At 61.6% G+C, this 25,040-nt stretch carries 22 protein-coding genes; 17 read left to right on the plus strand and 5 right to left on the minus strand.

The genetic code is table 11. The annotated features are described in order from the left end of the window. The first annotated feature begins 187 nt into the window (after positions 1 to 187). The 15 genes from rpsT to ABD654_RS08080 all read left to right on the plus strand — a co-directional run bounded on the left by rpsT (position 188) and on the right by ABD654_RS08080 (position 16,026). On the plus strand, positions 188 to 454 hold the full coding sequence (gene rpsT, locus ABD654_RS08010; protein ID WP_344704039.1) for a 30S ribosomal protein S20: 267 nt from the start codon (positions 188 to 190) through the stop codon (positions 452 to 454). A gap of 99 nt (positions 455 to 553) precedes the next feature. Then, the gene (gene murJ / locus ABD654_RS08015) at positions 554 to 2,125 is read left to right on the plus strand and encodes a murein biosynthesis integral membrane protein MurJ (RefSeq protein ID WP_344704041.1); all 1,572 of its coding nucleotides are present in this window, start codon (positions 554 to 556) and stop codon (positions 2,123 to 2,125) included. 85 nt (positions 2,126 to 2,210) lie between these two features. Continuing rightward, positions 2,211 to 3,266, plus strand: coding sequence for a bifunctional riboflavin kinase/FAD synthetase (gene ribF, locus ABD654_RS08020; protein ID WP_344704044.1), 1,056 nt, complete (start codon positions 2,211 to 2,213; stop codon positions 3,264 to 3,266). Between the two features lie 7 nt (positions 3,267 to 3,273). Beyond that, complete coding sequence (ileS, locus tag ABD654_RS08025; RefSeq protein ID WP_344704046.1) at positions 3,274 to 6,105, plus strand: isoleucine--tRNA ligase; 2,832 nt, start codon at positions 3,274 to 3,276, stop codon at positions 6,103 to 6,105. Further along, the gene (gene lspA / locus ABD654_RS08030; protein WP_344704048.1) at positions 6,098 to 6,649 is read left to right on the plus strand and encodes a signal peptidase II; all 552 of its coding nucleotides are present in this window, start codon (positions 6,098 to 6,100) and stop codon (positions 6,647 to 6,649) included. Before ileS ends, lspA begins: the two co-directional genes overlap by 8 nt. Further along, on the plus strand, positions 6,646 to 7,116 hold the full coding sequence (gene fkpB / locus ABD654_RS08035) for an FKBP-type peptidyl-prolyl cis-trans isomerase (RefSeq protein WP_344704050.1): 471 nt from the start codon (positions 6,646 to 6,648) through the stop codon (positions 7,114 to 7,116). The genes lspA and fkpB overlap by 4 nt, the downstream gene beginning before the upstream one ends. A 26-nt stretch (positions 7,117 to 7,142) precedes the next feature. Continuing rightward, positions 7,143 to 8,156 (plus strand): 4-hydroxy-3-methylbut-2-enyl diphosphate reductase, encoded by a 1,014-nt coding sequence (gene ispH / locus ABD654_RS08040; protein ID WP_344704052.1) that lies wholly within the window; start codon positions 7,143 to 7,145, stop codon positions 8,154 to 8,156. Positions 8,157 to 8,239: 83 nt separating this feature from the next. Then, on the plus strand, positions 8,240 to 8,662 hold the full coding sequence (locus ABD654_RS08045) for a type IV pilin protein (RefSeq protein ID WP_344704054.1): 423 nt from the start codon (positions 8,240 to 8,242) through the stop codon (positions 8,660 to 8,662). Further along, positions 8,663 to 9,229: a pilus assembly FimT family protein gene (locus tag ABD654_RS08050; protein ID WP_344704056.1), complete on the plus strand. Its 567-nt coding sequence runs from the start codon at positions 8,663 to 8,665 to the stop codon at positions 9,227 to 9,229. It abuts the gene before it with no gap. Further along, positions 9,226 to 9,642, plus strand: coding sequence for a prepilin-type N-terminal cleavage/methylation domain-containing protein (locus ABD654_RS08055; RefSeq protein WP_344704058.1), 417 nt, complete (start codon positions 9,226 to 9,228; stop codon positions 9,640 to 9,642). The genes ABD654_RS08050 and ABD654_RS08055 overlap by 4 nt, the downstream gene beginning before the upstream one ends. Then, positions 9,642 to 10,250 carry a PilW family protein gene (locus ABD654_RS08060; protein WP_344704060.1) on the plus strand — a complete coding sequence of 203 codons (609 nt, stop codon included), beginning with the start codon at positions 9,642 to 9,644 and terminating at the stop codon, positions 10,248 to 10,250. The genes ABD654_RS08055 and ABD654_RS08060 overlap by 1 nt, the downstream gene beginning before the upstream one ends. Next, positions 10,247 to 11,749, plus strand: coding sequence for a pilus assembly PilX family protein (locus ABD654_RS08065; protein WP_344704062.1), 1,503 nt, complete (start codon positions 10,247 to 10,249; stop codon positions 11,747 to 11,749). The genes ABD654_RS08060 and ABD654_RS08065 overlap by 4 nt, the downstream gene beginning before the upstream one ends. Positions 11,750 to 11,823: 74 nt before the next feature. Then, the gene (locus tag ABD654_RS08070; protein ID WP_344704064.1) at positions 11,824 to 12,846 is read left to right on the plus strand and encodes a tryptophan--tRNA ligase; all 1,023 of its coding nucleotides are present in this window, start codon (positions 11,824 to 11,826) and stop codon (positions 12,844 to 12,846) included. Positions 12,847 to 12,979: 133 nt separating this feature from the next. Next, entirely contained in the window at positions 12,980 to 14,200 is a 1,221-nt protein-coding gene (locus tag ABD654_RS08075) for a YeeE/YedE family protein (RefSeq protein WP_344704066.1), read from the plus strand. 149 nt (positions 14,201 to 14,349) lie between these two features. Further along, the gene (locus tag ABD654_RS08080) at positions 14,350 to 16,026 is read left to right on the plus strand and encodes an NAD-dependent malic enzyme (RefSeq protein WP_344704068.1); all 1,677 of its coding nucleotides are present in this window, start codon (positions 14,350 to 14,352) and stop codon (positions 16,024 to 16,026) included. A gap of 136 nt (positions 16,027 to 16,162) precedes the next feature. On the opposite strand, the gene acnA is transcribed toward ABD654_RS08080, so the two are convergent. After that, positions 16,163 to 18,901 carry an aconitate hydratase AcnA gene (gene acnA, locus ABD654_RS08085; RefSeq protein ID WP_344704070.1) on the minus strand — a complete coding sequence of 913 codons (2,739 nt, stop codon included), beginning with the start codon at positions 18,899 to 18,901 and terminating at the stop codon, positions 16,163 to 16,165. A 344-nt stretch (positions 18,902 to 19,245) separates the two neighbouring features. Between acnA and trxB the strand changes: the two genes are divergently transcribed. Further along, positions 19,246 to 20,196: a thioredoxin-disulfide reductase gene (gene trxB, locus ABD654_RS08090; protein ID WP_344704072.1), complete on the plus strand. Its 951-nt coding sequence runs from the start codon at positions 19,246 to 19,248 to the stop codon at positions 20,194 to 20,196. Between the two features lie 22 nt (positions 20,197 to 20,218). On the opposite strand, the gene ABD654_RS08095 is transcribed toward trxB, so the two are convergent. From ABD654_RS08095 to ABD654_RS08105, 3 genes are all read right to left on the minus strand, one after another. Next, positions 20,219 to 20,491 carry a hypothetical protein gene (locus tag ABD654_RS08095; protein WP_344704074.1) on the minus strand — a complete coding sequence of 91 codons (273 nt, stop codon included), beginning with the start codon at positions 20,489 to 20,491 and terminating at the stop codon, positions 20,219 to 20,221. A 37-nt stretch (positions 20,492 to 20,528) separates the two neighbouring features. Then, complete coding sequence (locus ABD654_RS08100; protein WP_344704076.1) at positions 20,529 to 20,750, minus strand: pilus assembly FimT family protein; 222 nt, start codon at positions 20,748 to 20,750, stop codon at positions 20,529 to 20,531. Positions 20,751 to 20,936: 186 nt separating this feature from the next. Then, positions 20,937 to 21,203, minus strand: coding sequence for a PP0621 family protein (locus ABD654_RS08105; RefSeq protein ID WP_344704078.1), 267 nt, complete (start codon positions 21,201 to 21,203; stop codon positions 20,937 to 20,939). A gap of 217 nt (positions 21,204 to 21,420) precedes the next feature. Between ABD654_RS08105 and ABD654_RS08110 the strand changes: the two genes are divergently transcribed. Next, the gene (locus ABD654_RS08110; protein ID WP_344704080.1) at positions 21,421 to 23,055 is read left to right on the plus strand and encodes an NAD+ synthase; all 1,635 of its coding nucleotides are present in this window, start codon (positions 21,421 to 21,423) and stop codon (positions 23,053 to 23,055) included. 81 nt (positions 23,056 to 23,136) lie between these two features. Here the strand turns inward: ABD654_RS08110 and ABD654_RS08115 are convergent, their stop codons facing one another. Continuing rightward, complete coding sequence (locus ABD654_RS08115; protein WP_344704082.1) at positions 23,137 to 24,819, minus strand: methyl-accepting chemotaxis protein; 1,683 nt, start codon at positions 24,817 to 24,819, stop codon at positions 23,137 to 23,139. Positions 24,820 to 25,040: the final 221 nt, after the last annotated feature.

The raw sequence follows: 25,040 nt of genomic DNA on the forward strand, positions 1-25,040 counted from the left end.
TCCTCTCAGACATGCCCGTATAGCAGGCGGCCAAGCGTCGACCTGTTACGCTGTTGGTGAGCGGCAGCGCTGTGCTTTGGCAGCGCTATTTTTCCAACAGCCCTAATTTCAACAGCTCCATTTTTTAACAGCTTTATTTTTTTAACAGCTCTATTTTGAGCAACTCTATTCTCCAAGGAGATACCCTGTGGCGAACACCAAGCAAGCCCGTAAGCGCGCCCGTCAGGCCGAACAGCGTCGTGCCCTGAAATCCAGCCAGCGCAGCATGGTGCGTACCTACGTCAAGCGTGTGCTCAAGGCCGTTGAAACCGGCGATCACGCCAAGTCCATGGAGGCGTTCCAGCAGGCGCAGCCGGTGATCGACCGCATTGCCGACAAGGACGTGCTGTCCAAGAAAAAGGCCGCGCGCCTGAAAAGCCGCCTGAACAAGCGCATCAAGGCGCTGGCAGCGTAAGCCGGCAGACGCCTGCGAAAAAACCGGCTGCGGCCGGTTTTTTTGTGCCTGAAACAGCCATCCCTTCGACCGGCAAAACGCCAAGCCAAAAGGCATGCCATGAGCACAGATACCTCGGCTAACGCCGCCCCTTCGCGCAAAGGGCTAATGGGCTCGGGGCTGGTGGTCAGTACCATGACGATGCTGTCGCGGGTCATGGGGCTTTTGCGCGACGTAGTGATCGCCGCGCTGCTGGGCGCCGGCAGCGGGGCGGATGCGTTTTTCGTCGCCTTCAAGATTCCCAATTTTTTGCGCCGCCTGTTCGCCGAAGGGGCGTTTAACCAGGCGTTTGTGCCGGTGCTGTCGGAATATTCCGCCCGGCGCACCCGGGAAGAGGTGCGTGAGCTGTTAAACGCCACCGCCGGCAGCCTGGGCGCGGTGCTGGCGCTGTTGACGGCGCTGGCCATGCTGGCCGCGCCCTGGCTGGCGTGGATCTTTGCCCCGGGCTTTGGCCGCGACCCCGAAAAGCTTGCGCTGACGGCGGACATGCTGCAGCTGACGTTTCCCTACCTGCTGCTGATTTCGCTGACAGCGTTCGCCGGCAGCGTGCTCAATACATGGGGCCGTTTTGCCGTGCCGGCGTTTACCCCGGTGCTGCTTAACCTGTCGCTGATTGGCGCGGCGCTGTTGCTCACTCCGCTGATGGACGTGCCGGCTATGAGCCTGGCCTGGGGCGTGCTGATCGCCGGGGCGGCGCAGCTGGCGTTTCAGGTGCCGTTTCTGGCGCGGCTGGGGCTTTTGCCGGTGCCCTGGCCGAACTTTGCCCATGCCGGCGTCAGGCGTATTCTGCGCCTGATGGCGCCGGCGCTGTTCGGCGTGTCGGTGTCTCAGATCAACCTGCTGCTGGATACCGTGCTGGCCTCGCTTTTGGCCGCCGGCAGCGTGTCGTGGCTGTACTATTCGGATCGCCTGGTGGAGCTGCCGCTGGGCGTGTTCGGCGTTGCCATTGGTACGGTGATTCTACCGGCGCTGTCTCGTCGCCATGCCGAACAGTCAGCCGCGCACTTTTCCGCGATGCTCGACTGGGCCGTGCGCATGGTGCTGCTGCTGGGCCTGCCGGCGGCGCTGGCGCTGGCGGTGCTGGCCGAGCCGCTGCTGATTACGCTTTTCCACTACGGCGCGATGACCGATCAGGACATCCACATGGCCGCGGTGAGCCTGCGCGCCTATGCGCTGGGCCTGCCGGCGTTCATGCTGATCAAGGTGCTGGCTCCGGGCTTTTTTGCCCGTCAGGACACCAAAACGCCGGTAAAAGTAGGTATTGTGGCCATGGTGGCCAACATGGCGTTTAACCTTGTGCTGATCTGGCCGCTGGCCCATGCCGGGCTGGCGCTGGCCACGGCGCTGTCGGCCTTTTTGAACGCGGGCCTGCTGGCGTTTTTGCTGCGCCGCTGCGGTGTGCTGGTGTTTCAGCCCGGCTGGGGGCGCTTTGCCGTGCAGCTGCTGGGCGGCTGTACGCTGATGGTCGCAGTGCTTGGCTTGCTGGTGCCCGGGGTGCCGGCCTGGTTTGATGCCGGGCTTACCTGGCGGGCGGCCTGGGTGGCGCTGCTGGTTGCCGCTGGCATGGGGGTATATTTTGCCTGGCTTACGCTGCTGGGCCTGCGTTTTCGGCATTTGCGGATGCACGGCTAGCGCCGGCCAAACGCTGGAACGCAGCGTGCGGTGGGGTATAATCGACGGTTTCACGTCGCGATAAATCATCAAAGGCTTGAGTGGCATGCGCGTCCTACGAGGTTTGCACAATATAACGGCGTCCCATCGGGGTTGCGTGGCAACCATCGGCAATTTTGACGGCGTGCACCGCGGCCATCAGGCGATTTTGCAGCAGTGTCGCGAGCACGCCGCACGGCTTGGCGCGCCGCTTGCCGTCGTCGTGTTTGAGCCCCAGCCCCGGGAGTTTTTCGCCGGCGACCAGGCCCCGCCGCGCCTGACCCGGCTGCGTGAGAAAGTCCGCCTGCTGCGTCGCCAGGGCGTGGACCAGGTGCTGTGCCTGCCGTTCAACGAGGCCCTGCGCAGCCTGACCGGGCGCGAGTTTATCGATAGGGTGCTGCTTGCCGGCCTTGGCGTAAAGCACCTGGTGGTGGGTGACGATTTTCGTTTTGGCTGCGACCGCCAGGGCGATTTTGCGCTGCTGGAAAGCGTCGGCCGGGAGTGCGGCTTTGGCGTTGAGCACACCCGCAGCTTTGAGATAGAAAACCAGCGCGTCTCCAGCACCCGGGTGCGCACGCTGCTTGCCAGCGGCAACTTTTGCGCCGCCGCTCGGCTGCTGGGCCGCCCCTACAGCCTGGACGGCCGGGTGGTGCGCGACCAGCAGCTGGGCCGTACCATCGGCGCGCCTACGGCCAACCTGCCGCTTTTGCCGCGCCCGCTGGCCCTGCGCGGGGTGTTTGCCGTGGTAGCCGAGCGCGAAGACGGCGCGCGCTATGCAGGCGTGGCCAACGTCGGCTTTCGCCCCACGGTGGGCGGCACCAAGCGGCCCACGCTGGAAGTGCACCTGTTTGATTTTGACGGCGATCTGTACGGCCGGCGGATGACGGTGATCCCCTGTGCGCGGCTGCGCGGCGAGGTCAAGTTTGCCGATTTCCAGGCGCTGAAAAACCAGATTGCCCGGGACCAGGCCGCTGCGCGGCGTTATCTGGCCGCGACCTCTCTGAACACAGACAGCGCGCTACCGCTGGCGTCGGCGCCGCTTGAGGGGCAGGCTGCGCTGTCCGATCCTTTTTCCCTTGATTCTTCCTCGGCGGGTAATGCCGCCGACGCTAACGACGGCTGACCGGACTATGGACTATAAGCACACGCTGAACCTGCCTGAAACCGATTTTCCCATGCGCGGCATGCTGCCCAAGCGCGAGCCGGGGCGCGTGTCGCAGTGGCAGGACCTGGGCATCTACCAGCGTCTGCGCGATGCGCGCGCGGGCAAGCCGCTGTTTGTGCTCCACGACGGCCCTCCCTACGCCAACGGCAGCATCCATATCGGCCACGCCGTCAACAAGATTTTGAAAGACATTATCGTCAAGTCGAAAAACCTGGCCGGTTTTGATGCGCCCTACGTGCCGGGCTGGGACTGCCACGGCCTGCCCATCGAGCACAAGGTGGAAACCACCCACGGCAAGCAGCTCGCGCCTGCACACGCGCGTACGCTGTGCCGCGAGTATGCGGCCTCCCAGATTGAAACCCAGCGAGCGGAGTTTGTCCGCCTGGGCGTGGTCGGCGACTGGGACAACCCCTACCGCTCCATGGACTACGCCAACGAAGCCGGCGAGATCCGCGCGCTGGGCGCCATGGTCGAGGCCGGCTACGTGTTCAAGGGCTTAAAACCCGTCAACTGGTGCTTTGACTGCGGCTCGGCGCTGGCCGAGGCCGAGGTCGAATACGCTGACAAGAAATCCGACGCCATCGACGTGGCCTTCCCCGTTGAAGACGCCGCCAAGCTGGCGGCGGCGTTCGGCTTAAGCGAGCTTGCCAAGCCCGCCGCCGTGGCCATCTGGACCACCACGCCCTGGACCATTCCCGCCAACCAGGCGCTCAACGTGCATCCGGACTTCACCTATGCGCTGGTGGACGTGGGCGAGCGCCTTTTGATGGTCGCCGAGGAGCTGGTAGACAGCTGCCTGGAGCGCTTTGGCCTTGCGGGCAGCGTGGTCGCCACCGCCCAGGGCAAGGCGCTGGAGCTGATCCGCTTTCGTCATCCGCTCTACGCGCGCTCGTCGCCGGTGTATCTGGCCGACTACGTTGAGTGCGAAGTGGGCAGCACCGGCATCGTCCACTCGGCGCCGTCCTACGGGGTGGACGACTTCAACACCTGCCGCGACTACGGCATGAGCTTTGACGACATGCTCAACCCCGTGCAGGGCAACGGCGTGTACGCGGATGATCTGGGCTACTTCGGCGGCCAGATGATCTGGAAGGCCAATCCCCACATCGTGGAAAAGCTGCGCGACGAAGGCGCGCTGCTGGCCCACATCCCCATTACCCACAGCTACATGCACTGCTGGCGGCACAAGACGCCGGTGATCTACCGCGCCACCGCCCAGTGGTTTGTGGGCATGGATCTGGCCGGCAAGGACGGCAAGACCCTGCGCGAGCGGGCGCTGGAAGGCGTGGACGCCACGGCATTCACTCCGGGCTGGGGCCAGGCGCGGCTGCACGCCATGATCGCCAACCGCCCGGACTGGTGCATCTCCCGCCAGCGCAACTGGGGCGTGCCGCTGCCGCTGTTTTTGCACCGGCAGACCGGCGAGCTGCACCCGCGCACCGTAGGGCTGATCGAAGAAGCTGCCCGGCGGGTCGAGCAGGGCGGCATCGACGCCTGGTTCAACCTTGAGCCGGCGGAGCTTCTGGGCGCCGAAGCTGAGGATTACGAAAAGGTCACCGATACCCTGGACGTGTGGTTTGACTCCGGCACCACCCACCGCCACGTGCTGCGCGGCTCGCACCCCCACGGCCATGAGACCGGCCCCCGGGCGGATCTGTATCTGGAAGGCTCGGACCAGCACCGCGGCTGGTTCCATTCGTCGCTGCTCACCGGCTGCGCCATCGACGGCCGGCCGCCGTACCGCGAGCTTCTGACCCACGGCTTCACCGTGGATGCCAAGGGCCGCAAGATGTCCAAGTCCACGGGCAACGTGGTCGCCCCCCAGCAGGTGATGGACAAGCTGGGCGCGGATATTCTGCGCCTGTGGGTGGCGTCTACCGACTACTCCGGTGAAATGGCGGTCTCCGACGAGATCCTCAAGCGCACCGCCGACGTTTATCGCCGCATTCGCAACACCTCGCGCTTTCTGCTTGCCAACCTCACCGGCTTTGACCCGGCGAAGGACGCCGTGGCCTTTGACGACATGCTGGCGCTGGACCGCTGGGTGATCGACCGCGCCGCCCAGCTGCAGGCGCGTATCGAGACGGCCTATGACGAATATCGCTTTCTTGACGTCTACCAGCAGGTGCACAACTTCTGCGCCGGCGAGCTGGGCGGCTTTTACCTCGACGTGATCAAGGACCGCCAGTACACCACCCAGACCGACTCGCTCGCCCGGCGCAGCGCGCAAACCGCGCTGTACCACGTGGTCGAGGCGCTTGCGCGCTGGGTCGCGCCGATTCTGTCGTTCACCGCCGAGGAAATCTTTGAGCACATCCCCGGCAAGCGCGGCGACAGCGTGCTGCTGGAAGAGTATTACGCCGGCCTTTCCACGCTTGCTGAAGACGCCGAGATGGGCCGCGCGTTCTGGGCGCAGCTGCTTGAGGTCAAAAACGCGGTGAACAAGTGCCTGGAAGACGCGCGCAACGCCAAGGTGATCAAGGGCAGCCTCGCCGCCGAGGTGACGCTGTACGTAGACGACGCGCTCAAGGCCACGCTTGAGCGGCTGGGCAACGAGCTGCGCTTTGTGATGCTCACCAGCGAAGTGCATCTGGCTCCGCTGATTGATGCCGGCGACGCCGAAGCCACCGAGCTTGACGGGCTGAAAGTCGCGGTCAGCGCAAGCGAACACGCCAAGTGCGAGCGCTGCTGGCACCACCGCCCGGACGTGGGCCGGCACGCCGAACACGCCGACCTCTGCGGGCGCTGCATTGCCAACCTGCCCGAGGGCGAAGGCGAGACGCGCCGCTATGCCTGATCCGCAGACCACGCAGAGTCCGCGGGCCGGCCAGGCGCCCATTCAGCCGATGCAGCGCCCCCTGCGCTGGCTGTGGCTGGCGCTGGCCGTGGCGGGGCTGGATCTGGCGACCAAGTACGCCGCCAGCCATTTTCTGGGCTACGCTCAGCCGGTAGAGGTGACGGCGTTTTTCAACCTCACGCTTTTGCACAACACCGGCGCGGCGTTCAGCTTTTTAGCCGACCACCCGGGCTGGCAGCGCTGGCTGTTTGCCGGCATTGCGGTTGCGGCCTGCGCGGGGCTGGGCGTGTGGCTGACCCGCCTGAAGGCGGACGAAAAGCGCCTGGCCGCAGCGTTGGCGCTGATTATCGGCGGGGCGCTGGGCAACCTTTACGACCGCGTGGTGTACGGCTACGTGGTGGATTTTCTTTCGTTTCACGCCGCCGGCTGGTATTACCCGGCGTTCAACGTCGCCGACATCGGCATTACCCTTGGGGCCTTCGGCCTGATCTGGGAATCCATCGTCGGCGAGCGGCGGCGCGCCAAGCATGCGAGGCAGTCATGACCGATAGCACCCGCTCTGAAACCGCCAATCACGTGATTGGTGAAGGCATGGAAATTACCCTGCACTTCACCCTGAAGCTTGAGGACGGCACCGTGGTGGATTCCACCAAGGACAAAGCGCCGGCCACTTTCGAATTCGGCGATGGCAACCTGCCGCCGGGGTTTGAGCATCCGCTCAAGGGCCTTGCGCCCGGCGCCCACGAGCGCTTTAGCATTGCGCCAGAGCACGGCTTTGGCCAGCACAACGAGCACAATATCCAGTTTCTCAAGCGCGAAGACTTCGGCGAGGAGGTGCCTGAGCCCGGTATGGTCATGTCGTTTGCCGACAAGGCAGGCACCGAGCTGCCCGGCGTGGTCAAACAGATCGACGGCGAGCGCGTTGAGGTGGACTTCAACCACCCGCTGGCCGGGCATACCTTGACCTTCGAGGTGGAAGTCATCACGGTAACGCCCGCCGTCACCCATTAACGATGCACAGGCATCAAGGCGAGACCATGCAAACTGATTCCGTGCAGATTCATCCTGCCCAGACCGGCGCGGCAGAGGCGCAGCCGGTAGCCATCAAGCTGGCCAACCCGCGCGGCTTTTGCGCCGGCGTGGATCGTGCCATTGACATCGTCAACCGCGCGCTGGACGTGTTCGGCCCGCCCATCTACGTGCGTCACGAAGTCGTGCACAACCGCTTTGTGGTGGATACCCTGCGCGAGCGCGGCGCGGTGTTCGTCGAAGAGCTCGACGAGGTGCCTGACGATGTGATCGTGATTTTTTCCGCTCACGGGGTCTCCCGCGCGGTGCAGGAAGACGCCGAGCGCCGGGGGCTGAAAGTCTTCGACGCCACCTGCCCGCTGGTCACCAAGGTCCACATGGAAGTGCTGCGCTACGCCAAGCGCGGCCACGAGTGCATTTTGATCGGCCACCACGGCCACCCCGAAGTGGAAGGCACCATGGGCCGCTACGACACCAGCCACGGCGGGCGCATCTACCTGGTGGAAGACGAAGCCGACGTGGCAAATCTGGAGGTCAAAAATCCGCAAAAGCTGGCCTTTGTCACCCAGACCACGCTGTCCATGGACGATACCGCCCGGGTTATTGATGCGCTGCGCGAGCGCTTTCCCGACATTCAAGGGCCGCGCAAAAACGACATCTGCTACGCCACGCAAAACCGTCAGGATGCCGTGCGCGAGCTGGCCGATGAGAGTGACCTGGTGCTGGTGGTGGGCAGCCCCAACAGCTCCAACTCCAACCGCCTGCGCGAGCTTGCCGAGCGCATGGGGGCGCCGGCCTACCTGATTGATAACGCCGAACAGGTTGACGCCGGCTGGCTTGACGGCATCGGCAAGGTGGGCGTGACCGCCGGCGCCAGTGCCCCGGAAGTGCTGGTCCGCGGCGTCATCGAGCGGCTGCGCGCGCTGGGTGCAAGCCTGCCCGAAGAGCTGGCCGGACAACAAGAAGACATCACGTTTTCCATGCCGCGGGAGCTTCGCGAAGACGTGATTGCCAAGGGCTGATGGCCAAGGCTAAAGCAACGCGTAACGGTTTGTGACATACTCAAAACGTAGGAGCCGACCGCCGACCGCAAGGAGTTTTTGCCGTGCCTTACCCTTTCCTCTTGCTGCGTGCGGATCGCCCGTTCGGCCGCCAGCGCGGCTTCACCCTGATTGAGCTGCTGGTTGTCGTGGTTATCCTCGGCATACTGGCGGCCATCGCCTACCCCGCCTATACCCAATACGTCGAGCGTAGCCAGCGCGCCGATGCCCAGGCCGTTATGCTGGAGATCGCCGGAAAGCTTGAGCGCTGCTATACCAAAAACTACAGCTATAAAGACTGCGAAGCGGCCAAAGACAAGAGGGATGACGCCACAAGCGAGCTGTATACCGACGGGTTTAGGTTTCGCCTGGACCTTGGCAGCGGCGCCTACAAGATCGTGGCTGAAGGCGGCAAACGCGCCAAAGACGGCTGTGAAACACTTACCCTGAAAGACAGCGGCGCGCAACTCCCCGAAGGCTGCTGGTAAATGCGGAGGATGCGCGGCTTTACGCTGGTCGAACTATTGGTAACCCTGGCGATAGCGGCCATTCTGGCAGCGCTGGTGGCGCCGGCGTGGTCTACCTTGTTGGCGCGACAGCGGCTGAATGCCGACGCTAACGCCGCCGTTTCGGCGCTGGCGCTGGCGCGCAGCGATGCTATCCGGCTGCATCGCAACGTTGAGGTCGAGTTTATGCCGCCGGCGGTAAACCGGGCCGAACGCCGCCCGGAGGGCTGCCGCGATGGCGAAACGAGCCTCACGGATGTCACGAATGAAGAAAAAGAGCGCTACGGCTACGCCTCGTGGTGCTATCGGCTCGCTTGGCAGGGCAGTAATGAACTTATCCGTGCGGGCCAGCTGAAGTACCTGAGCAAGCCGAGCAAAAATTTTTCGCTGGTTTTTGAGCCGCTGGGCACTGCCAATATCGATGACTGCCCGACAATAACCCCGGACGGCTGCCGGCTGGTGTTCTCTCCGCCTGAAGATATCAGCGGCGTGAATGACGAGAAGCGCCTTGTTAACGTAACGGGCAGCGTTCGCAGGGAGGCGCGATGATTCGCCAACGTGGTTTTACCCTGATTGAGGCGCTGGTGGCGCTGGTTGTGCTCTCACTGGGGTTGATGGGCGCGGCCGCCATGCAGCTCAACGCCCTGCACAGCGCCACCCGCAGCTATCAGCACTCGCTCGCCACGCTGGCCGCCGTGGATGCTCAGGAACGGCTGTGGGAACAGCTTGAAAAGGGGGCGGGAAACTGCAAAGAGCTCCACAGCGAGATAGAGCCCGACTGGAAAAATGACTGGCAACGCGATAAGCCATCCAATCCTTTGCGTAGTGCCATAGCGATGGATATCAAGCCAGAAGGCTGCACCTATACGATTACAGTAACGCTGGATAACGCCGGAGACGACGACGGCTACGGCACCGTAACGTATACCGTGCGCCTGCCCGAGCAACCAGAGGAAGACTGATGATGCCCGCATCCCGCCAGGCCGGTTTTACCCTCGTTGAGCTGATGGTGGCGCTGCTCATCGGCAGCCTGGTGGTGCTGGGCGCCGGCTCGCTGTTTCTCACCACCCTGCAAACCTTCAACAAGGTGGACGAGCTGAGCCGTAAGCAGGAAGCGGTGATTTTTGCCGCCCACACCCTGAGCGAAAGCATCCGCAGCGGTGATGGCGAATACAAATTGAAGTGCCAGATAAATAAGGACAAGGACGACCAGTGTGAATGCACATTGAGTGATGACGCCAGACAAGGCCAGCCGCTGCTTACGTTTCAGCGTCCGCTGAAAAGCGCCGAACTATCGCCCGAGAGCTGCGCGCTGGAAAATCCTCCTGACTTTAGCCAGAACGTCGTCAGGATTTCCCTGCCGCTGGAAAAAGGCGGTAAGGCTATCAAATTCCGGGTAGCCAAACGCCAGCCGGTGCTGAATGCGTACCTTGACGACGATGGCGATGGCAAATCTCCTGATCCTGATAATGAGGGTTTCTATAAAGACGGCACAAGAATGTATAACGATAGGTGTTACAACGGTAGCGGAAAATTTAAACCCAATAGGGGAGGTTGTGACGCACCATGAGAAATAAACAACAAGGTGCTGCCCTCGTTATCGTACTGGCGTTTTTAACCGGCGCTATGATCGTCGGCGTTTCCGGAATGCAGAGCTCGCTAATCGACGAGCGCCTGGCCGGCAACTACCGCGCCTCCGCCCAGGCGCAGATGAATGCCGAGCAGGCGGCTTCTCTAGCTGTGAAGAAGGTTCGTGAATACAAGGAAAGCGCAGGAAAGAATAATCTAGATATTCTTGATCTGACTCAAGACAGCGCTGTCGAAGATGTAAAAATGCTGGACTACGCCGACGTTGATGCCGATGATAAAAGATTGCAAGGTAAAAAATACGGTGATTGTGCCAAAGAAGGCGAAGATAAAGATAGATGTTTTTATTTCCCTCTTGCTATAGCAAACAGTAACCACTGGGTAGCATTTGGTGCGGTTGTAGGCAATAGCGGAAAAAATGAAAAAGTAATTAGTCAAAGTGTCGCTTTGGTCTCTTTTACTTCTGCAACATCATCTGCCGATGAAATTGCCGACAAGTTCAACGACTATGGCATACTGTCGGATGAAGAGGCTGAAGTTGAAGCAGAGGAAAAAAATATACCGTTCTATGGCATAATTCGCAGCAACGACAATGATGAAGAGGACGAAGAAGAAGACGAAGAAGAAAGCGAAGAAGACGAAGAGGATGATTTTGATGTTGAGTTTAAAGATTCTGAAGAAGAGCGCGAAAATGAAGAAATAGAAGAGTCAGGGTTTTCGACCGAATATGTAAAAGTGCCTAAATTTAATTTTAAAAATTACTTTAATAGGTTAGAGAAAAGTAGATTTGGCGGTTACTCTGAAAAAAATTCCAATTGCAGTGTTCGCTATGCTATTGATGTTGAGCGGTTTTGTGAGAAAAATTTAGTAGTTGCTGAAGCATATATTTATCGTTCAGTTGTCTACTTTGATAAAGATGTAACTGTTGAATCTTCTTTGACGGTAATAGATTCGACGATATTTATTGACGGAGATTTGACGGTAAAAGGGGCGGCTCATCTTAGTGCCACTGGTGGGGTGTCAAATATCATTGTTACTGGTGATGTTGTGTTTGATGCTGAAGGAGGAGATGAAAAAGGCGAAGATGACGGCGAGAACAACAATCCTATTGGTCTTGATTTGAGCAACACCGTTATTGTTGCCGGTGGTAAGCTGGAGTTTGATGCCATGTCCAGTCAGGGACTTAGGAACGTGCTTATCATGTCCGATGACGAGATGGATATTTATTTTGACGATATTGATAAAATATATAAAGGTTGGTTTTATAGCGGTGATGAGCTGGATATGGAAATCGAAAACAGCCCCAATATGACCTTCTGTGGGTCGCTTATGGCACGAAAAAACGTTGGCTTGGAAACCGACCCTTACATTAAGCGCTTTGACAGCAGCGGTCGTAATGGCTGCCCAAAATTCAGTGGGTTCGATGGGCCGTTACACAACGGGAGCGACGGCGGCAAGCCGACAGTCGACGCCTGGCAGTAGCCGCCGGGCGGCTATAGCCATGCGCGTAACTGTGTGACAATAGCCGCCTGACCTTGCTGAAGAAGTGCGTAACCATGACCGAATCCCCCAAAACCCGCGTGCTGACCGGCATCACCACCACCGGCACGCCCCATCTTGGCAACTACGTCGGTGCGATCAAGCCGGCCATCGAAGCCAGCCAGTGCGCCGACGTGCAGTCGTTCTACTTTCTGGCCGACTACCACGCGCTGATCAAATGCCAGGACCCCAAGCGCGTGCAGCAGTCGCGGCTGGAAATCGCCGCCACCTGGCTGGCGCTGGGGCTGGATACCGACAACGCGATCTTTTATCGCCAGTCCGACATCCGCGAGATCCCTGAGCTGACCTGGATGCTTTCCTGCGTCTGCGCCAAGGGGCTGATGAACCGCGCCCACGCCTACAAGGCGGCGGTGGCCGAAAACGAAGAGGCCGGCAGCCAGGACGCCGACAAGGGCGTGACCATGGGGCTTTTCGGCTACCCGGTGCTGATGGCCGCGGACATTTTAATGTTCAACGCCAACCGCGTACCCGTGGGCCGCGACCAGATCCAGCACATCGAGATGGCTCGGGACATCGCCGGGCGCTTCAACCACCTCTACAAGGGCCAGCACTTCACGCTGCCCGAGGCGGTGGTGGATGAAAGCGTCGAGGTGCTGGGCGGGCTCGACGGGCGCAAGATGTCCAAGAGCTACAACAACACCGTTCCGCTGTTCGTCTCCGAGAAAAAGCTGCAAAAGCTGGTGCGCAAGATCAAGACCAACTCGCTGGAGCCGGGTGAGCCCAAGGATCCGGAAGGCTGCACGTTGTTTCAGATCTACTCGGCCTTTGCCTCGGCGGAAGAAACCCGCGCCATGCGCGAATGCTACGCCGAGGGCATTGGCTGGGGCGAGGCCAAAAACCAGGTGTTTGAACAGCTCAACGCGCACCTGAGCGCGCCCCGGGAGCGGTATAATGCGCTGATGGAAGACCCGGGCTATATTGAAGCCGTGCTGGAAAAAGGCGCCGAACGTGCCCGGGAAGAAGCGACGGTCACAATGGAAAACCTCCGCAAGGCCGTAGGGCTGGGGCGCTTCGTATAGGCTATATTCCATTGTGGAATTAAAAGTCTACGATAAAGCATTTTACGTTATCTTGACCTGGCGCTATTCTGACCGCCTATTCGCAAAAGCGCCTGCCCACCGGCAGGCGCTTTTTCAATCGAGGGTGATCACGATGGCTACCGCCTCTTCCACTGTTTCACTGACGCTGCCGCGCCACCGCGTGCCGATGCTGGCGGGGGCGCTTGTTGTGCTGGGCGCTTTGCTTATTGGCGTTGTGTTTACGGCCAATACCGGCCTTTTAATGATCGTGGGTGGCCTGTTGGGCATGGTGCTCTATCACGCCGCCTTCGGCTTTACCTCGGCCTGGCGGGCACTGATTATAAAGCGCCGCGGCCGCGGGCTGCGCGCGCAAATGCTGATGCTGGCCGTGGCCGTGGTGCTGTTCTTCCCCGCGCTTGGGGCGGGCCAGCTGAACGGCGTGGCGGTAGAGGGCTTTGTCGCCCCGCTGGGCATCTCAGTGCTGGTGGGCGCTTTTCTGTTCGGTCTGGGCATGCAGCTGGGCGGCGGCTGCGCCTCGGGCACGCTGTTTACCGCCGGCGGTGGCAATGCCCGGATGCTGATCACGCTTGTGTTTTTCATTGTGGGCTCGGTGATCGGCACGGCGCACTTCCGCTTTTGGACGGAGCTTCCGGCGCTGCCGCCGGTATCGCTGGTGGACGTCGGCGGCGCCTACGGCGGCATGGCCATAAGCCTTTTGCTGTTTGCCGTCATTGCCGCGGTGACCGTGGTGCTGGAAAAGCGCCGCCACGGCGAGCTGGAACACCCCCCTTTGGTGGCGCGCCGCGGCTTTGAGCGGCTGCTGGTCGGCCCTTGGCCGCTGCTGGCAGGCGCGGTGGCGCTGGCGCTTTTGAACTTTGCCACCCTCGCTTTGGCCGGGCGGCCCTGGGGCATTACCTCGGCGTTTGCGCTGTGGGGCGCCAAGGGCTTTTCGCTGCTGGGCGGCGACGTTACCCAGTGGGGCTACTGGCAGTCGCCGGGGAACGCCGCTGCGCTGGATGCCAGCGTCTGGGGCGACATTACTACGGTGATGAACGTGGGTATCATGCTCGGTGCGCTGGCGGCGGCGAGCCTTGCCGGGCGCTTTGCGCCGAACTTCCGTATTCCGCTGCGTTCAATAGCGGCGGCGGTGATCGGCGGGCTGCTGCTGGGCTACGGTGCACGGCTGGCCTTTGGCTGTAACATCGGGGCCTATTTCAGCGGCATTGCCTCGGGCAGCCTGCACGGCTGGCTGTGGGCGGTGGCGGCCTTTGCCGGCAATATGCTGGGGGTTAAACTGCGCCCGCTTTTTTTCACCGGCGAGGCAGCACAGCGGCCCGTAGCCAAGACGTCGTAGCGTTGCCAATACGCTATGCCAACTGCGGATGATGCCGTTTTTTTGTGCCGTCAGCGTGTTACATTGGCCGGGATTTTTTTCAAAAACGTTTTCCACAATCGGTTTTCACGGCCGCAACGAGTAGCCGATTCACCTGGTAGAGAGTAGCCATGACCACGAGCCAACGCCCCTTGTACATCCCCTACGCCGGTCCCGCCCTGCTGGAAACGCCTTTGTTGAACAAGGGCAGCGCTTTTACGCAGAAAGAACGGGTAGCGTTTAACCTCATCGGGCTGTTGCCGCAGGATCAAGAAACCATCGAGGACCAGCTGGAGCGCGCCTATCGCCAGTACCAGCAGTGCAACAGCGACCTTGAACGCCATATTCATCTGCGCGCTATTCAAGACGACAACGAAACCCTGTACTTCCGCCTGGTATCGGATCATCTGGAAGAAATGCTGCCGATTATCTATACCCCTACGGTCGGCAAGGCGTGCCAGGAATTTTCCAACATCTATCGTAACCATCGGGGATTGTTCATTAACTACCCGGATCGTGAGTACATGGACGATATCCTGCGCAGCGCAACCAAGGATAACGTCAAGGTGATTGTGGTCACCGACGGCGAGCGTATTCTGGGACTGGGCGACCAGGGAATCGGCGGTATGGGCATTCCCATCGGCAAACTGTCGCTTTATACCGCCTGCGGCGGCATCAGCCCGGCCTATACGCTGCCGATCACGCTGGATGTGGGCACCAACAATCAGGCGCTGCTCGACGACCCGATGTACATGGGCTGGCGCCACAAGCGCGTATCCCAAAAAGAGTACGATGCCTTCATGGCGGAGTTCATTGCCGCGGTCAAGCGCCGCTGGCCCAATGTGCTGCTGCAGTTTGAAGACTTTGCCCAGGCCAACGCCGTGCCGCTGCTGGAGCGCTACCGCGACGAGCTGTGCTGCTTTAACGACGACGTGCAGGGCACCGCCGCAGTGGTGGTCGGCACGCTGATGGCCGCCTGCCGGGCACGCAAGCAAACCCTTGCCGACCAGCGCGTGGTGTTTGTCGGCGGCGGCTCTGCCGGCTGCGGCATTGCTGAACAGACCGTGGTGGCGATGCAGGCCGAAGGGCTGAGCGAAGAGCAGGCCCGCGCCCGGGTGTTCATGGTGGATCGCGAGGGGCTGATGACCAACGATCAAACATGGCACCGGGATTTTCAGCGCCGCCTGGCCCACGACGCCTCGCTGGTGGCCGACTGGGACGGCCAAAAGCTGGATGAGACGATTGCCCGGGTCAAGCCGACGGTGCTGATTGGCGTGTGCGGGCAGAAGGGCATCTTTACCGAGCGCGTGGTGCGCACCATGCACGAAGGCTGCGATAACCCGGTGATTTTCCCGCTTTCCAACCCCACCTCCCAGGCCGAAGCGGTGCCCGAAGACGTCATCCGCTGGACCGACGGCGCTGCGCTGGTAGCGACCGGCAGCCCCTTTGCGCCGGTCGTTCACAACGGTCGCAGTATCCCCATTGCGCAGTGCAACAATGCTTACATCTTTCCCGGCATCGGCCTTGGCGTGGTAGCCGCAAAGGCCTCCCGGGTAACAGATAAAATGCTGATGAGCGCATCCCGGGCGCTGGCGCGGGAAGCGCCGCTGGTCAAGGAAGGCAAGGGCGCGCTGCTGCCGCCGCTGTCGCGTATCCGCGAGATCAGCATGGCGATCGCCTTTGAGGTCGCCGCCCAGGCGCAGGATGAAGGCGTGGCGCTGAAAACCGACGGTAACCGGCTGCGCGACGCCATTCGGTGCAACTGCTGGGAGCCTGAGTACCGTGAGTATCGCCGCCGTTCAATATAACGCTGCGCAGCGAAGATGATCAGGGTTTGAGCAAAAAGCCCCCGCAGGCATGGCCTGCGGGGGCTTTGTTCTGCAAGAACGGTTTTGCAACGAACGGTTTTGCAAGAACGGTTTGCGGTGAACGAACCTTTGCGGTTTACGCCGCGCCGATCATCTTGCGCAGCACGTAGTGCAAAATGCCGCCGTGACGGTAGTAGGCAAGCTCGTTGTCGGTATCGATGCGGCACTTGGCATCAAGCCGGTGCTCGTCGCCGTTGGGCGTTTTGATGACGACCTTGACGCTGCTGCCCGGGGTCAGGTCGGCCAGACCGCTGATCGAAATTTCCTCATCGCCGGTCAGGCCCAGCGATTTACGGTCCTTGCCCTCGGGGAACTGCAGCGGTACCACGCCCATACCGATGAGGTTGGAACGGTGGATGCGCTCGTAGGACTCGGCGAGCACGGCGCGCACGCCCAGCAGGCGCGTGCCCTTGGCGGCCCAGTCACGCGAAGAGCCGGTGCCGTATTCCTTGCCGGCAATCACTACCAGCGGCGTGCCTTCTTTTTGGTATTGCATCGCCGCGTCGTAGATCGCCATCTGCTCGCCTGAAGGCACATGGCGGGTTTCGCCGCCGACTACGCCGTCGAGCATTTCGTTTTGAATGCGCACGTTGGCGAAGGTGCCGCGCATCATCACTTCGTGGTTGCCGCGCCGCGAGCCGTAGGAGTTGAAATCCACCGGTTTGACGCCGTTTTCCTGCAGGTAGCGTCCGGCGGGGCTGTCGGGCTTGATCGCACCGGCCGGCGAGATGTGGTCGGTGGTGACCGAGTCGCCGAGCATGGCCAGCACCCGGGCGTTGGCCACGTCTTCGATGGCGTCCGGTTCGCGCTGCATGCCTTCAAAGAAGGGCGGATGCTGAATGTAGGTGGAATCCGGCCATTCGTAGACCTGGCTTTGGGGCACATCGATGGCTTTCCAGGTGTCATCGCCTTCAAACACGGCGGAATATTCCTTGTGGAACATTTCGGTGTTGACCTGCTCTACGGCCTTGGCAATGTCGGCCTGGCTTGGCCAGATATCCTTGAGATAGACCGGGTTGCCGTCGCCGTCCTTGCCCAGCGGCTCTGCGCTGAGGTCGGTCTGCACGTTGCCGGCCAGTGCGTAGGCCACCACCAGGGGCGGTGAAGCCAGCCAGTTGGTCTTGATTTGCGGATGAATGCGACCTTCAAAGTTGCGGTTGCCCGAAAGCACCGAGGCCACCGTCAGATCGCCGTCGTTGATGGCTTTGTCAATTTCGTCGGGAAGCGGGCCGGAGTTGCCGATACAGGTTGTGCAGCCGTAGCCCACCAGGTTGAAGCCCAGCGCGTCGAGATCGTCGTTAAGCCCGGCGGCGGCCAGGTAGTCGGTGACCACCTTGGAGCCCGGTGCCAGCGAGGTTTTGACCCAGGGCTGGGTGGTCAGGCCTTTTTCGCGGGCGTTGCGAGCGAGCAGGCCGGCGGCCATCATCACGCTGGGGTTGGAGGTGTTGGTGCACGAGGTAATCGCGGCGATGACCACGGCACCGGGGTTGAGCTTGAAGTCCTGGCCGCGGTAGCTGACGGACTGGCTGGTGGGGTGTTCGTAGCTGCGCTCCACGCCCACGGCCGTTTGGCCGCCTTCCGAGAACAGCCGGCCTTTTTCTTCGGCGGGCGTGCCGTTGCTGTCGTTTTCCATGATCTTGGCGAACGCGGCGGGCATGTCGCCCAGCGCCACCCGGTCCTGGGGCCGTTTGGGGCCGGCAAGGCTGGCCTCTACGTCGCCCATGTCCAGCGCCAGGGTGTCGCTGAAGATCGGCTCGGCGCCGGGTTCACGCCACAGGCCCTGGGCCTTGGCGTAGGCTTCGATCAGCTCGACCTGCTCTGCTTCGCGGCCGGTCAGGCGCATGTAGCGCAGGGTTTCCTCGTCCACCGGGAAAAAGCCGCAGGTGGCGCCAAACTCCGGCGACATGTTGGCAATGGTGGCGCGGTCGGCCAGGGGCAGATCTTTCAGGCCGTCGCCGTAGAACTCGACGAATTTGCCCACTACGCCCTTGGCGCGCAGCATTTCGGTGACCGTCAGCACCAGGTCGGTGGCGGTGATGCCTTCGCGCAGCTTGCCGGTGAGCTTGAAGCCGACGACTTCGGGAATCAGCATCGATACCGGCTGGCCGAGCATGGCGGCTTCGGCTTCGATACCGCCCACGCCCCAGCCGAGTACGCCCAGGCCGTTGATCATGGTGGTGTGGGAGTCGGTGCCCACCAGGGTATCCGGATAGGCCCAGGTCTTGCCGTCTTCTTCTTTGCTCCAGACGGTTTTGCCCAGGTATTCCAGGTTGACCTGGTGGCAGATGCCGGTGCCCGGCGGTACCACGCGGAAGTTGTCAAAGGCGTGCTGGCCCCAGCGCAGAAACTCGTAGCGTTCGCGGTTGCGCTCCATCTCGATTTCGACGTTATTGGCAAAGGCTTGCGGGTTGCCAAATTCGTCGACCATGACCGAGTGGTCGATGACCAGGTCTACCGGCGACAGCGGGTTGATGCGCGCGGGGTCGTCGCCGAGCGCTTGCACGGCGTTGCGCATGGAGGCCAGGTCGACCACGCCGGGCACGCCGGTGAAGTCCTGCATCAGCACCCGGGCAGGGCGATAGCCGATCTCGCGGCTGGACTTGCCTTGTTTTTGCCAGTCGACCAGCGCTTGAAGGTCGTCGGCTTCGACGCTTTCGTCGTCGGCGAAGCGCAGCTGGTTTTCCAGCAAAATCTTGAGCGTTTTGGGCAGGCGGTCAATGTTGCCCAGCGTTTCAGCCGCCTTGGGAAGGCTGTGGTAATGGTATGTCTGACCGCCGACATCCAGCGTCTGGCGCGTATCAGGTATCTGACTCATGCCGTTCTCCTCTGCTGACTAGACACGGATAGCTTGGTAGCAGGCGTTAACGAAGTGTGCCGCAGGCGGTGACGGATCAAGGGCTGGCACCGCCACGGCGGCCGTTGTTTTTTCGCAGCCGCTTTTTTTACTATGGCTTATCCTAGCCATAGTAGATGGGTGCTGACGAGGGGCGTTTCAAGCATCTTCGCCCAATGGCTAAGGCTTGGCCGGCGCTGAGCTTGCGTATCCGGCGTGCCGGGGGCACCCTGCACGGGCTCTGGTGCAGCGCCCCGGCTTATCAGGATGCTGTTTGACGTATTACGTGGGGTGCCCCGTTACCCCGTTGACGAAAAGGTGGTTTCATGGAAACGCGACACGAACGGTTGATCATTCTCGGCTCCGGCCCGGCCGGCTATACGGCGGCGGTGTATGCCGCGCGCGCCAATCTGCAGCCGCTATTGATTACCGGCATGCAGGCCGGCGGCCAGCTTACCACCACCACTGATGTGGATAACTGGCCGGGCGACGCTGAAGGCGTGCAGGGCCCGGCGCTGATGGAGCGCATGAAAACCCACGCCGAACGCTTTCATACCGAGGTGCTGTTTGATCACATCAACGACGTTCGCCTGGGCGAGCGGCCCTTTACCCTGACCGGCGACAACGGCGTTTACACCTGCGATGCGCTGATTATTGCCACCGGCGCCAGCGCCCGCTATCTGGGGCTGCCCTCCGAGCAGCAGTTCATGGGGCAGGGCGTGTCGGCCTGTGCTACCTGCGACGGCTTTTTCTACCGCAATCAGGAAGTCGTTGTGGTCGGCGGCGGCAATACCGCCGTGGAAGAAGCGCTGTACCTGGCCAATATCGCCTCGAAGGTCACTTTGGTGCACCGTCGCGACTCGCTGCGCGCCGAGAAAATTCTTCAGGACAAGCTGTTTGAGAAGGCCGCCGAAGGCAAGGTGGTACTGGAATGGAACCAGACGCTGGACGAGGTGCTGGGTGACAATACCGGCGTGACCGGGGTGCGGCTGACCTCCACGAAAGACGGCAGTACCCAAGAGCTTGCTGCACCGGGGGTGTTTATCGCCATCGGCCACAGCCCCAACACTGCCATGTTCGAAGGCCAGCTGAAGATGAACAACGGCTACATCGAGGTGGCGTCGGGCCTTTCGGGCAACGCCACCGCGACCAGCGTGCCCGGCGTGTTTGCCGCCGGCGACGTCATGGATCACGTCTACCGTCAGGCGATCACCTCCGCGGGCAGCGGCTGTATGGCAGCGCTCGACGCCGAGCGCTATCTGGACGGCCTGGCCTGAAAAAAGGCGGCCGGCGCCCGACTCAAACGCCGGCCGTGGCCGGGCTTGCAGCGCAGGTCATTTTTTCCATCCGAATGCGCCCCAGCTGGCTGAGCACCAGCCGGGTGCCGCTGTGCGCCCGGCGTCCGGCGCGGCAAACGATAAACTTGCCGTTGTAGCCGCTGCTGTGTCCCAGCCGGCTGAACTTTATGCGCCGCCAGCCGCGGCTGTAGGTCACGCCGGCGTCAGTGCCGGGCAGCACACGCAGAATGCGCTCGGCATCAATCGGCGCTGCGGTGCTTTGGGCGACGACCATCAGCGCGTTGTTCCAGTCCGTATCGCAGGCGTTTCGGTCATCCGCCCGGGGGGCACAGAAACACCGCTTCGCGACGCGTGATGGCCGTATGTCGCGCCAGCGCCAGCGCGCTTTGCAGCTGGCTTACCGCGGCCTGCTGGCTGCTGCGCGCGGCAAAACCGCGCATTTGCGGATAGCCCACGCCTGCCAGCGTGGCGATCAGGGCCATGATCACCAGTAGTTCGACGAGCGTGAACCCGCGCTGAGCGGCCGTTTCCATGGCGCTTCTCCCTTCCCTGTGCGCTGCGGTGCAGCGCCGTTTGTGCCAGAAAGGGTGCCGCTGCCGGCCGTGGCGGGGCACCCTGCCTGACTGTCAGGCTAGAAGCGCACGTTGGTGTGGGTATAAGACAAAGCGGACAGAAAGCGTAAGCCAACGCTGACGCCGGCGGGCCGGGCCGGCCGAAGGCTAGCGCGAAGCCTCATCCTGCTCGGCGAAAAAGCGGTCGCGGTGGGCCGAGCAGCAGAACCATTCGGCGCGTTCGCGCAGCGCCTCGCTTTCCGGGACGTGCACGTCGCACCAGCGGCAGCGCACCATTTGCCCGCCTTCGTGGCGGTGTTCGCGTTCCAGGCGGGCTTCGCGGTCAAGTTTCCATTCGCGGTAGATGCCGTAAAGCTTCAGGCCGGCGAAAAAAATGACGCCAAAAAGTATCAGCCGAATGATCAAGAGGTTCATCCTTAGTGTCTCCCGGGGTCATGCGCGTCTGGCCTTTGCCAGCCGGCAGTGCTTGCGGGACAATGCCACAAGACGCCGCGCAAAAATAGCGGTCAACGCTTGAGTCGGCGGTATATCCCGCGCTGCCGGTGCCGGCTTTGTCGACTTCCGATCTTCAAGAGTGCCCATTTCAAGATTGCCCGTTTCAAGAGTATCCATTTCAAGAGTACCAACGCCCATGCAAGAGTTAACCCTGGTGATGGCGCAGTTCGACCCCCTGGTGGGAGATATTCCGGGCAACGCCGCCCGGGCCGCTGAAGCCGTGCGCGAGGCGCGCATCGAACATGGTGCGGATATCGTGGTGTTTCCCGAGCTGTTTTTGTCCGGCTATCCGCCGGAAGACCTGCTGCTGCGCCCCGCGCTTGAGGCGCGCCTGCGCAAGGCTCGGGGCCTGTTGGCAGAAAAAGTGGCTCGGGACGTGCTGGTCATCATCGGCTATCCCGGCGTGCGCGAAGGCAAGCGCTATAACCTGGCCGGCGTGCTGTACAACGGCCGCTGGGAGGCCGAGTACGCCAAGCAGGTGCTGCCCAACCGCCTGGTGTTCGACGAGCAGCGCTATTTCGCCGCCGGCAGCGAGCCGCTGATCCATGAACACAAGGGGGTCCGGCTGGGCCTGCTGATCTGTGAAGACCTGTGGCATGAGGCGCCGACAAAAGCGCTCAGCGCCGCCGGTGCCGATGTCATCGTCAGCCTCAACGCCTCGCCGTACCATCAGGACAAGCCCGCTGAACGTCTGCGCCTGCTGGAAGATCGGGCGGCACAGGCGCAGCGTCCGGTTGTGTACGTTAACGCCATCGGCGGCCAGGACGAGCTGGTGTTCGACGGCGGCAGCTGCTGCGTGGACGCGAAAGGCGAGCTTGCCGTGCTGGCGCCGTACTGGCAGCCGGGGCTGATGCCGGTGTCGCTACGCCGGCAAAGCGCTACGGGCTGGACGGTCATGCCCGGCGAAGTCGAGCCCGACGTCGCGCCTGAAGAAAACCTGTACTGCGCGCTGGTGACAGGGCTTCGAGACTACGTCAATAAAAGCGGCTTTAACGGAGTGGTACTGGGGCTTTCCGGCGGCATCGACTCGGCGCTTTCGCTGGCCGTTGCCGTGGATGCGCTGGGGCCCCAGCGCGTTCAGGCGGTGATGATGCCGTATCACTACACCGCCGATATATCCCGGGAAGACGCCGCGCGCCAGGCCGACATGCTGGGCGTGCATTACGAGGTTTTGCCCATCGAACCCATGGTGGAATCCTTCATGACCTCGCTTGCCGGGGTGTTCGAGGGCACCGAGCGCGATACCACCGAGGAGAACCTGCAGGCCCGCTGCCGCGGGGTGCTGCTCATGGCGATATCCAATAAAAAGGGCCTGATGGTGCTGGCCAGCGGCAACAAAAGCGAAATGGCCGTGGGCTATACCACGCTGTACGGCGATATGGTCGGCGGCTATAACGCCATCAAGGATGTCTACAAGACCTGGGTGTATCGCCTGGCCCGCTGGCGCAATACGCAGTCGCCGGCTATCCCCGAGCGGGTGATTGAGCGGGCGCCTTCGGCGGAGTTGGCCCCGGACCAGCAGGACAGCGATTCGCTGCCCGACTATGACGTGCTGGACGCCGTTTTGCAGCGTTATATCGAAGGTGATATGAGCGCCGAGGCGATTATCGCTGCCGGCTTTGCCAGTGAAGATGTCTATCAGGTGATCAAGCTGGTGGATCGCTGCGAGTACAAGCGCCGCCAGGCGCCGGTGGGTGTGCGGGTAACCCCGCGCGGTTTTGGCCGCGATCGGCGCTACCCGCTGGTCAACGGCTGGCAGCCGGGAGAATAGCACGCTGTGCTTTATGCCCTGCCTTGCGGTTGCACGCATGGCAGGGCGCTGTAGGCCGGAGCGTTGAGGCAGGCGGCAGCGTTAAAAGCTTTCCCACTGGGATTCAGGCAGCGCGGACGGCGCTTGGTGCGTCGGTGCCGGCGCGCTGCTTTGCCCCGCTGCCGATATGCGGCTCGTGGCCGTATCGGGAAGCTTGAAGTTGGACATCGAATCAATCAGCTGATGCGCGTTTTGACGCAGGTTGTTGGCCGACTTGGCGCTTTCCTGCACCAGGCCCGCGTTTTGCTGGGTGACGTGATCCATTTCGGTGACGGCTTGCCCGACTTCCTGCACGCCGTCGCTTTGTTCGGCGCTGGCGTTGCTGATTTCCTGCATGATGTCGGTGACGCGGGCAATAGCTGCCACGATTTCCTTGGTGGATTCACCGGCTTCCTCAGCGCGCGCGTTGCCGTTGTTGACACGCTCAAGGTTGCTGGAGATCAGCTCGTTGATGTCCCGGGCGGCATCGGCGCTGCGCTGCGCAAGCTTGCGTACTTCAGAGGCGACAACGGCAAAGCCGCGGCCGTGTTCGCCGGCACGCGCCGCTTCTACCGAGGCGTTCAGAGCCAGAATGTTGGTTTGGAAGGCAATGGCGTCGATGGTGGAAATAATACCGGCGATTTCCTGGGAGCTTTGGTTGAGCTCATTCATGGTCGTGACGACCTGCTGAACGGCCTCGCCGCCCTGTGTTGCCGTGCTGGAGGCGCTGGCCGCTTCCTGGCTTGCCTGCGCTGAGTTGTCAGCGTTTTGCTTGACGGTGCTGCTGAGCTGCTCCATTGCGGATGCGGTTTGCGCCAGGGCGCTGGCCTGCTGTTCCGTCCGTGAAGAAAGGTCGTTGTTGCCTGCAGCGATCTGTTCGCTGTCATCGACTACGGCCTCAGCCGATGTGCGCACCTCGGCGACAATGCCCTGCAGCTGCTGAGCCATCGCTACCTGGGCGGCCATGATGCTGTGCTGGTCGCCCTGTTTCAAGTAGTTGGGCGCGGTGAGGTCGCCACGGCCGACGGCTTCGGCGAATTTTTTCACTTCATAGGGTTCAGCGCCCAGTTCACGCAGCAGCTGGCGCGACAGCAGCCAGGCAATGAAGATCCCGACGATGACGGAGAACAGGGTCAGCAGCACCATATCGAGCTGAAACCCTGACGCTGTTTCACGCGCTTTGGTGGTCGTGGCGTCGTTCAGCCGGCCTTGCAGGTCAATATAGTCGTTGATGCGAACAAGCCATTGCGCATACGCAGGCCCTGCCTGTTCAAGCAGCACGGCGCGGGCGCCTTCTCTGTTGCCGGCGTCGCGGGCGCTGAGCACTTTTTGCGTAAAGTTGCGTACGGTTTGCTGCTGGGCACTTATGCGCTCCAGCATTGTCTGCTCTTTCTGGCTGCCGGCATGTTCTGAAAGCACCTTTTGCATGCCTTCGGTTGCCTCGCTGTAATTGCTGCGCAGGCGCTGCATGTCGTTTTTGAGCGCGCGCACGTCGCTGCTGTCTTCGGTCAGTACGATATCGCGCAGGGCGATTGCGCGGTCGTGCACGCTGCCGCGCCAGTCGACGGCATAGGACTGCTTGAGATCGTTGACGTCGTTGATCGTTGTCAGGTTTCGATCAATCTGGTTGACCTTGAAAATGCCTTCCGTTGCGATAATGATCATCAGCACGATCAGTATCGCAAAGCCGACTGTCAGTCGGGTGCGAATCTTGGCGTTGGCGAAGCGGGCATACAGCGAGGACATAAGATTTCCTTATCTGCACAGTGGTTTAGCGCAATGGTGTAACACAACAGGGAGTCACGACGGCGAAGTCAGTCACAGTGATTAAGCCAGTCACGACAGCCGCTGGGCCCAGCGATGTAAGTGCTTATTCAAAATTAATCGCGTATTCAGTGCCATAACCACCAAGTAGGCGGTGTACCTCATCACAGAGGCGATCAAAAGAGAGATAGGCTCCCAGCGGC

The sequence above is a fragment of the Halomonas cibimaris genome (assembly GCF_039537045.1).
Classification (GTDB): domain Bacteria; phylum Pseudomonadota; class Gammaproteobacteria; order Pseudomonadales; family Halomonadaceae; genus Vreelandella; species Vreelandella cibimaris.

Bases quoted from the DNA above. Each gene is read 5' to 3' on its own strand.
- fkpB (WP_344704050.1), top strand. From the start codon at position 6,646: ATGACCGATAGCACCCGCTCTGAAACCGCCAATCACGTGATTGGTGAA.
- ABD654_RS08065 (WP_344704062.1), top strand. From the start codon at position 10,247: ATGAGAAATAAACAACAAGGTGCTGCCCTCGTTATCGTACTGGCGTTT.
- ABD654_RS08080 (WP_344704068.1), top strand. From the start codon at position 14,350: ATGACCACGAGCCAACGCCCCTTGTACATCCCCTACGCCGGTCCCGCC.
- ABD654_RS08050 (WP_344704056.1), top strand. From the start codon at position 8,663: ATGCGGAGGATGCGCGGCTTTACGCTGGTCGAACTATTGGTAACCCTG.
- ABD654_RS08070 (WP_344704064.1), top strand. From the start codon at position 11,824: ATGACCGAATCCCCCAAAACCCGCGTGCTGACCGGCATCACCACCACC.
- ABD654_RS08105 (WP_344704078.1), bottom strand. From the start codon at position 21,203: ATGAACCTCTTGATCATTCGGCTGATACTTTTTGGCGTCATTTTTTTC.
- ABD654_RS08115 (WP_344704082.1), bottom strand. From the start codon at position 24,819: ATGTCCTCGCTGTATGCCCGCTTCGCCAACGCCAAGATTCGCACCCGA.
- trxB (WP_344704072.1), top strand. From the start codon at position 19,246: ATGGAAACGCGACACGAACGGTTGATCATTCTCGGCTCCGGCCCGGCC.
- ABD654_RS08055 (WP_344704058.1), top strand. From the start codon at position 9,226: ATGATTCGCCAACGTGGTTTTACCCTGATTGAGGCGCTGGTGGCGCTG.
- ABD654_RS08060 (WP_344704060.1), top strand. From the start codon at position 9,642: ATGATGCCCGCATCCCGCCAGGCCGGTTTTACCCTCGTTGAGCTGATG.
- ABD654_RS08095 (WP_344704074.1), bottom strand. From the start codon at position 20,491: ATGGTCGTCGCCCAAAGCACCGCAGCGCCGATTGATGCCGAGCGCATT.
- ABD654_RS08110 (WP_344704080.1), top strand. From the start codon at position 21,421: ATGCAAGAGTTAACCCTGGTGATGGCGCAGTTCGACCCCCTGGTGGGA.
- ispH (WP_344704052.1), top strand. From the start codon at position 7,143: ATGCAAACTGATTCCGTGCAGATTCATCCTGCCCAGACCGGCGCGGCA.
- acnA (WP_344704070.1), bottom strand. From the start codon at position 18,901: ATGAGTCAGATACCTGATACGCGCCAGACGCTGGATGTCGGCGGTCAG.
- ABD654_RS08100 (WP_344704076.1), bottom strand. From the start codon at position 20,750: ATGGAAACGGCCGCTCAGCGCGGGTTCACGCTCGTCGAACTACTGGTG.
- murJ (WP_344704041.1), top strand. From the start codon at position 554: ATGAGCACAGATACCTCGGCTAACGCCGCCCCTTCGCGCAAAGGGCTA.
- ileS (WP_344704046.1), top strand. From the start codon at position 3,274: ATGGACTATAAGCACACGCTGAACCTGCCTGAAACCGATTTTCCCATG.
- ribF (WP_344704044.1), top strand. From the start codon at position 2,211: ATGCGCGTCCTACGAGGTTTGCACAATATAACGGCGTCCCATCGGGGT.
- ABD654_RS08075 (WP_344704066.1), top strand. From the start codon at position 12,980: ATGGCTACCGCCTCTTCCACTGTTTCACTGACGCTGCCGCGCCACCGC.
- lspA (WP_344704048.1), top strand. From the start codon at position 6,098: ATGCCTGATCCGCAGACCACGCAGAGTCCGCGGGCCGGCCAGGCGCCC.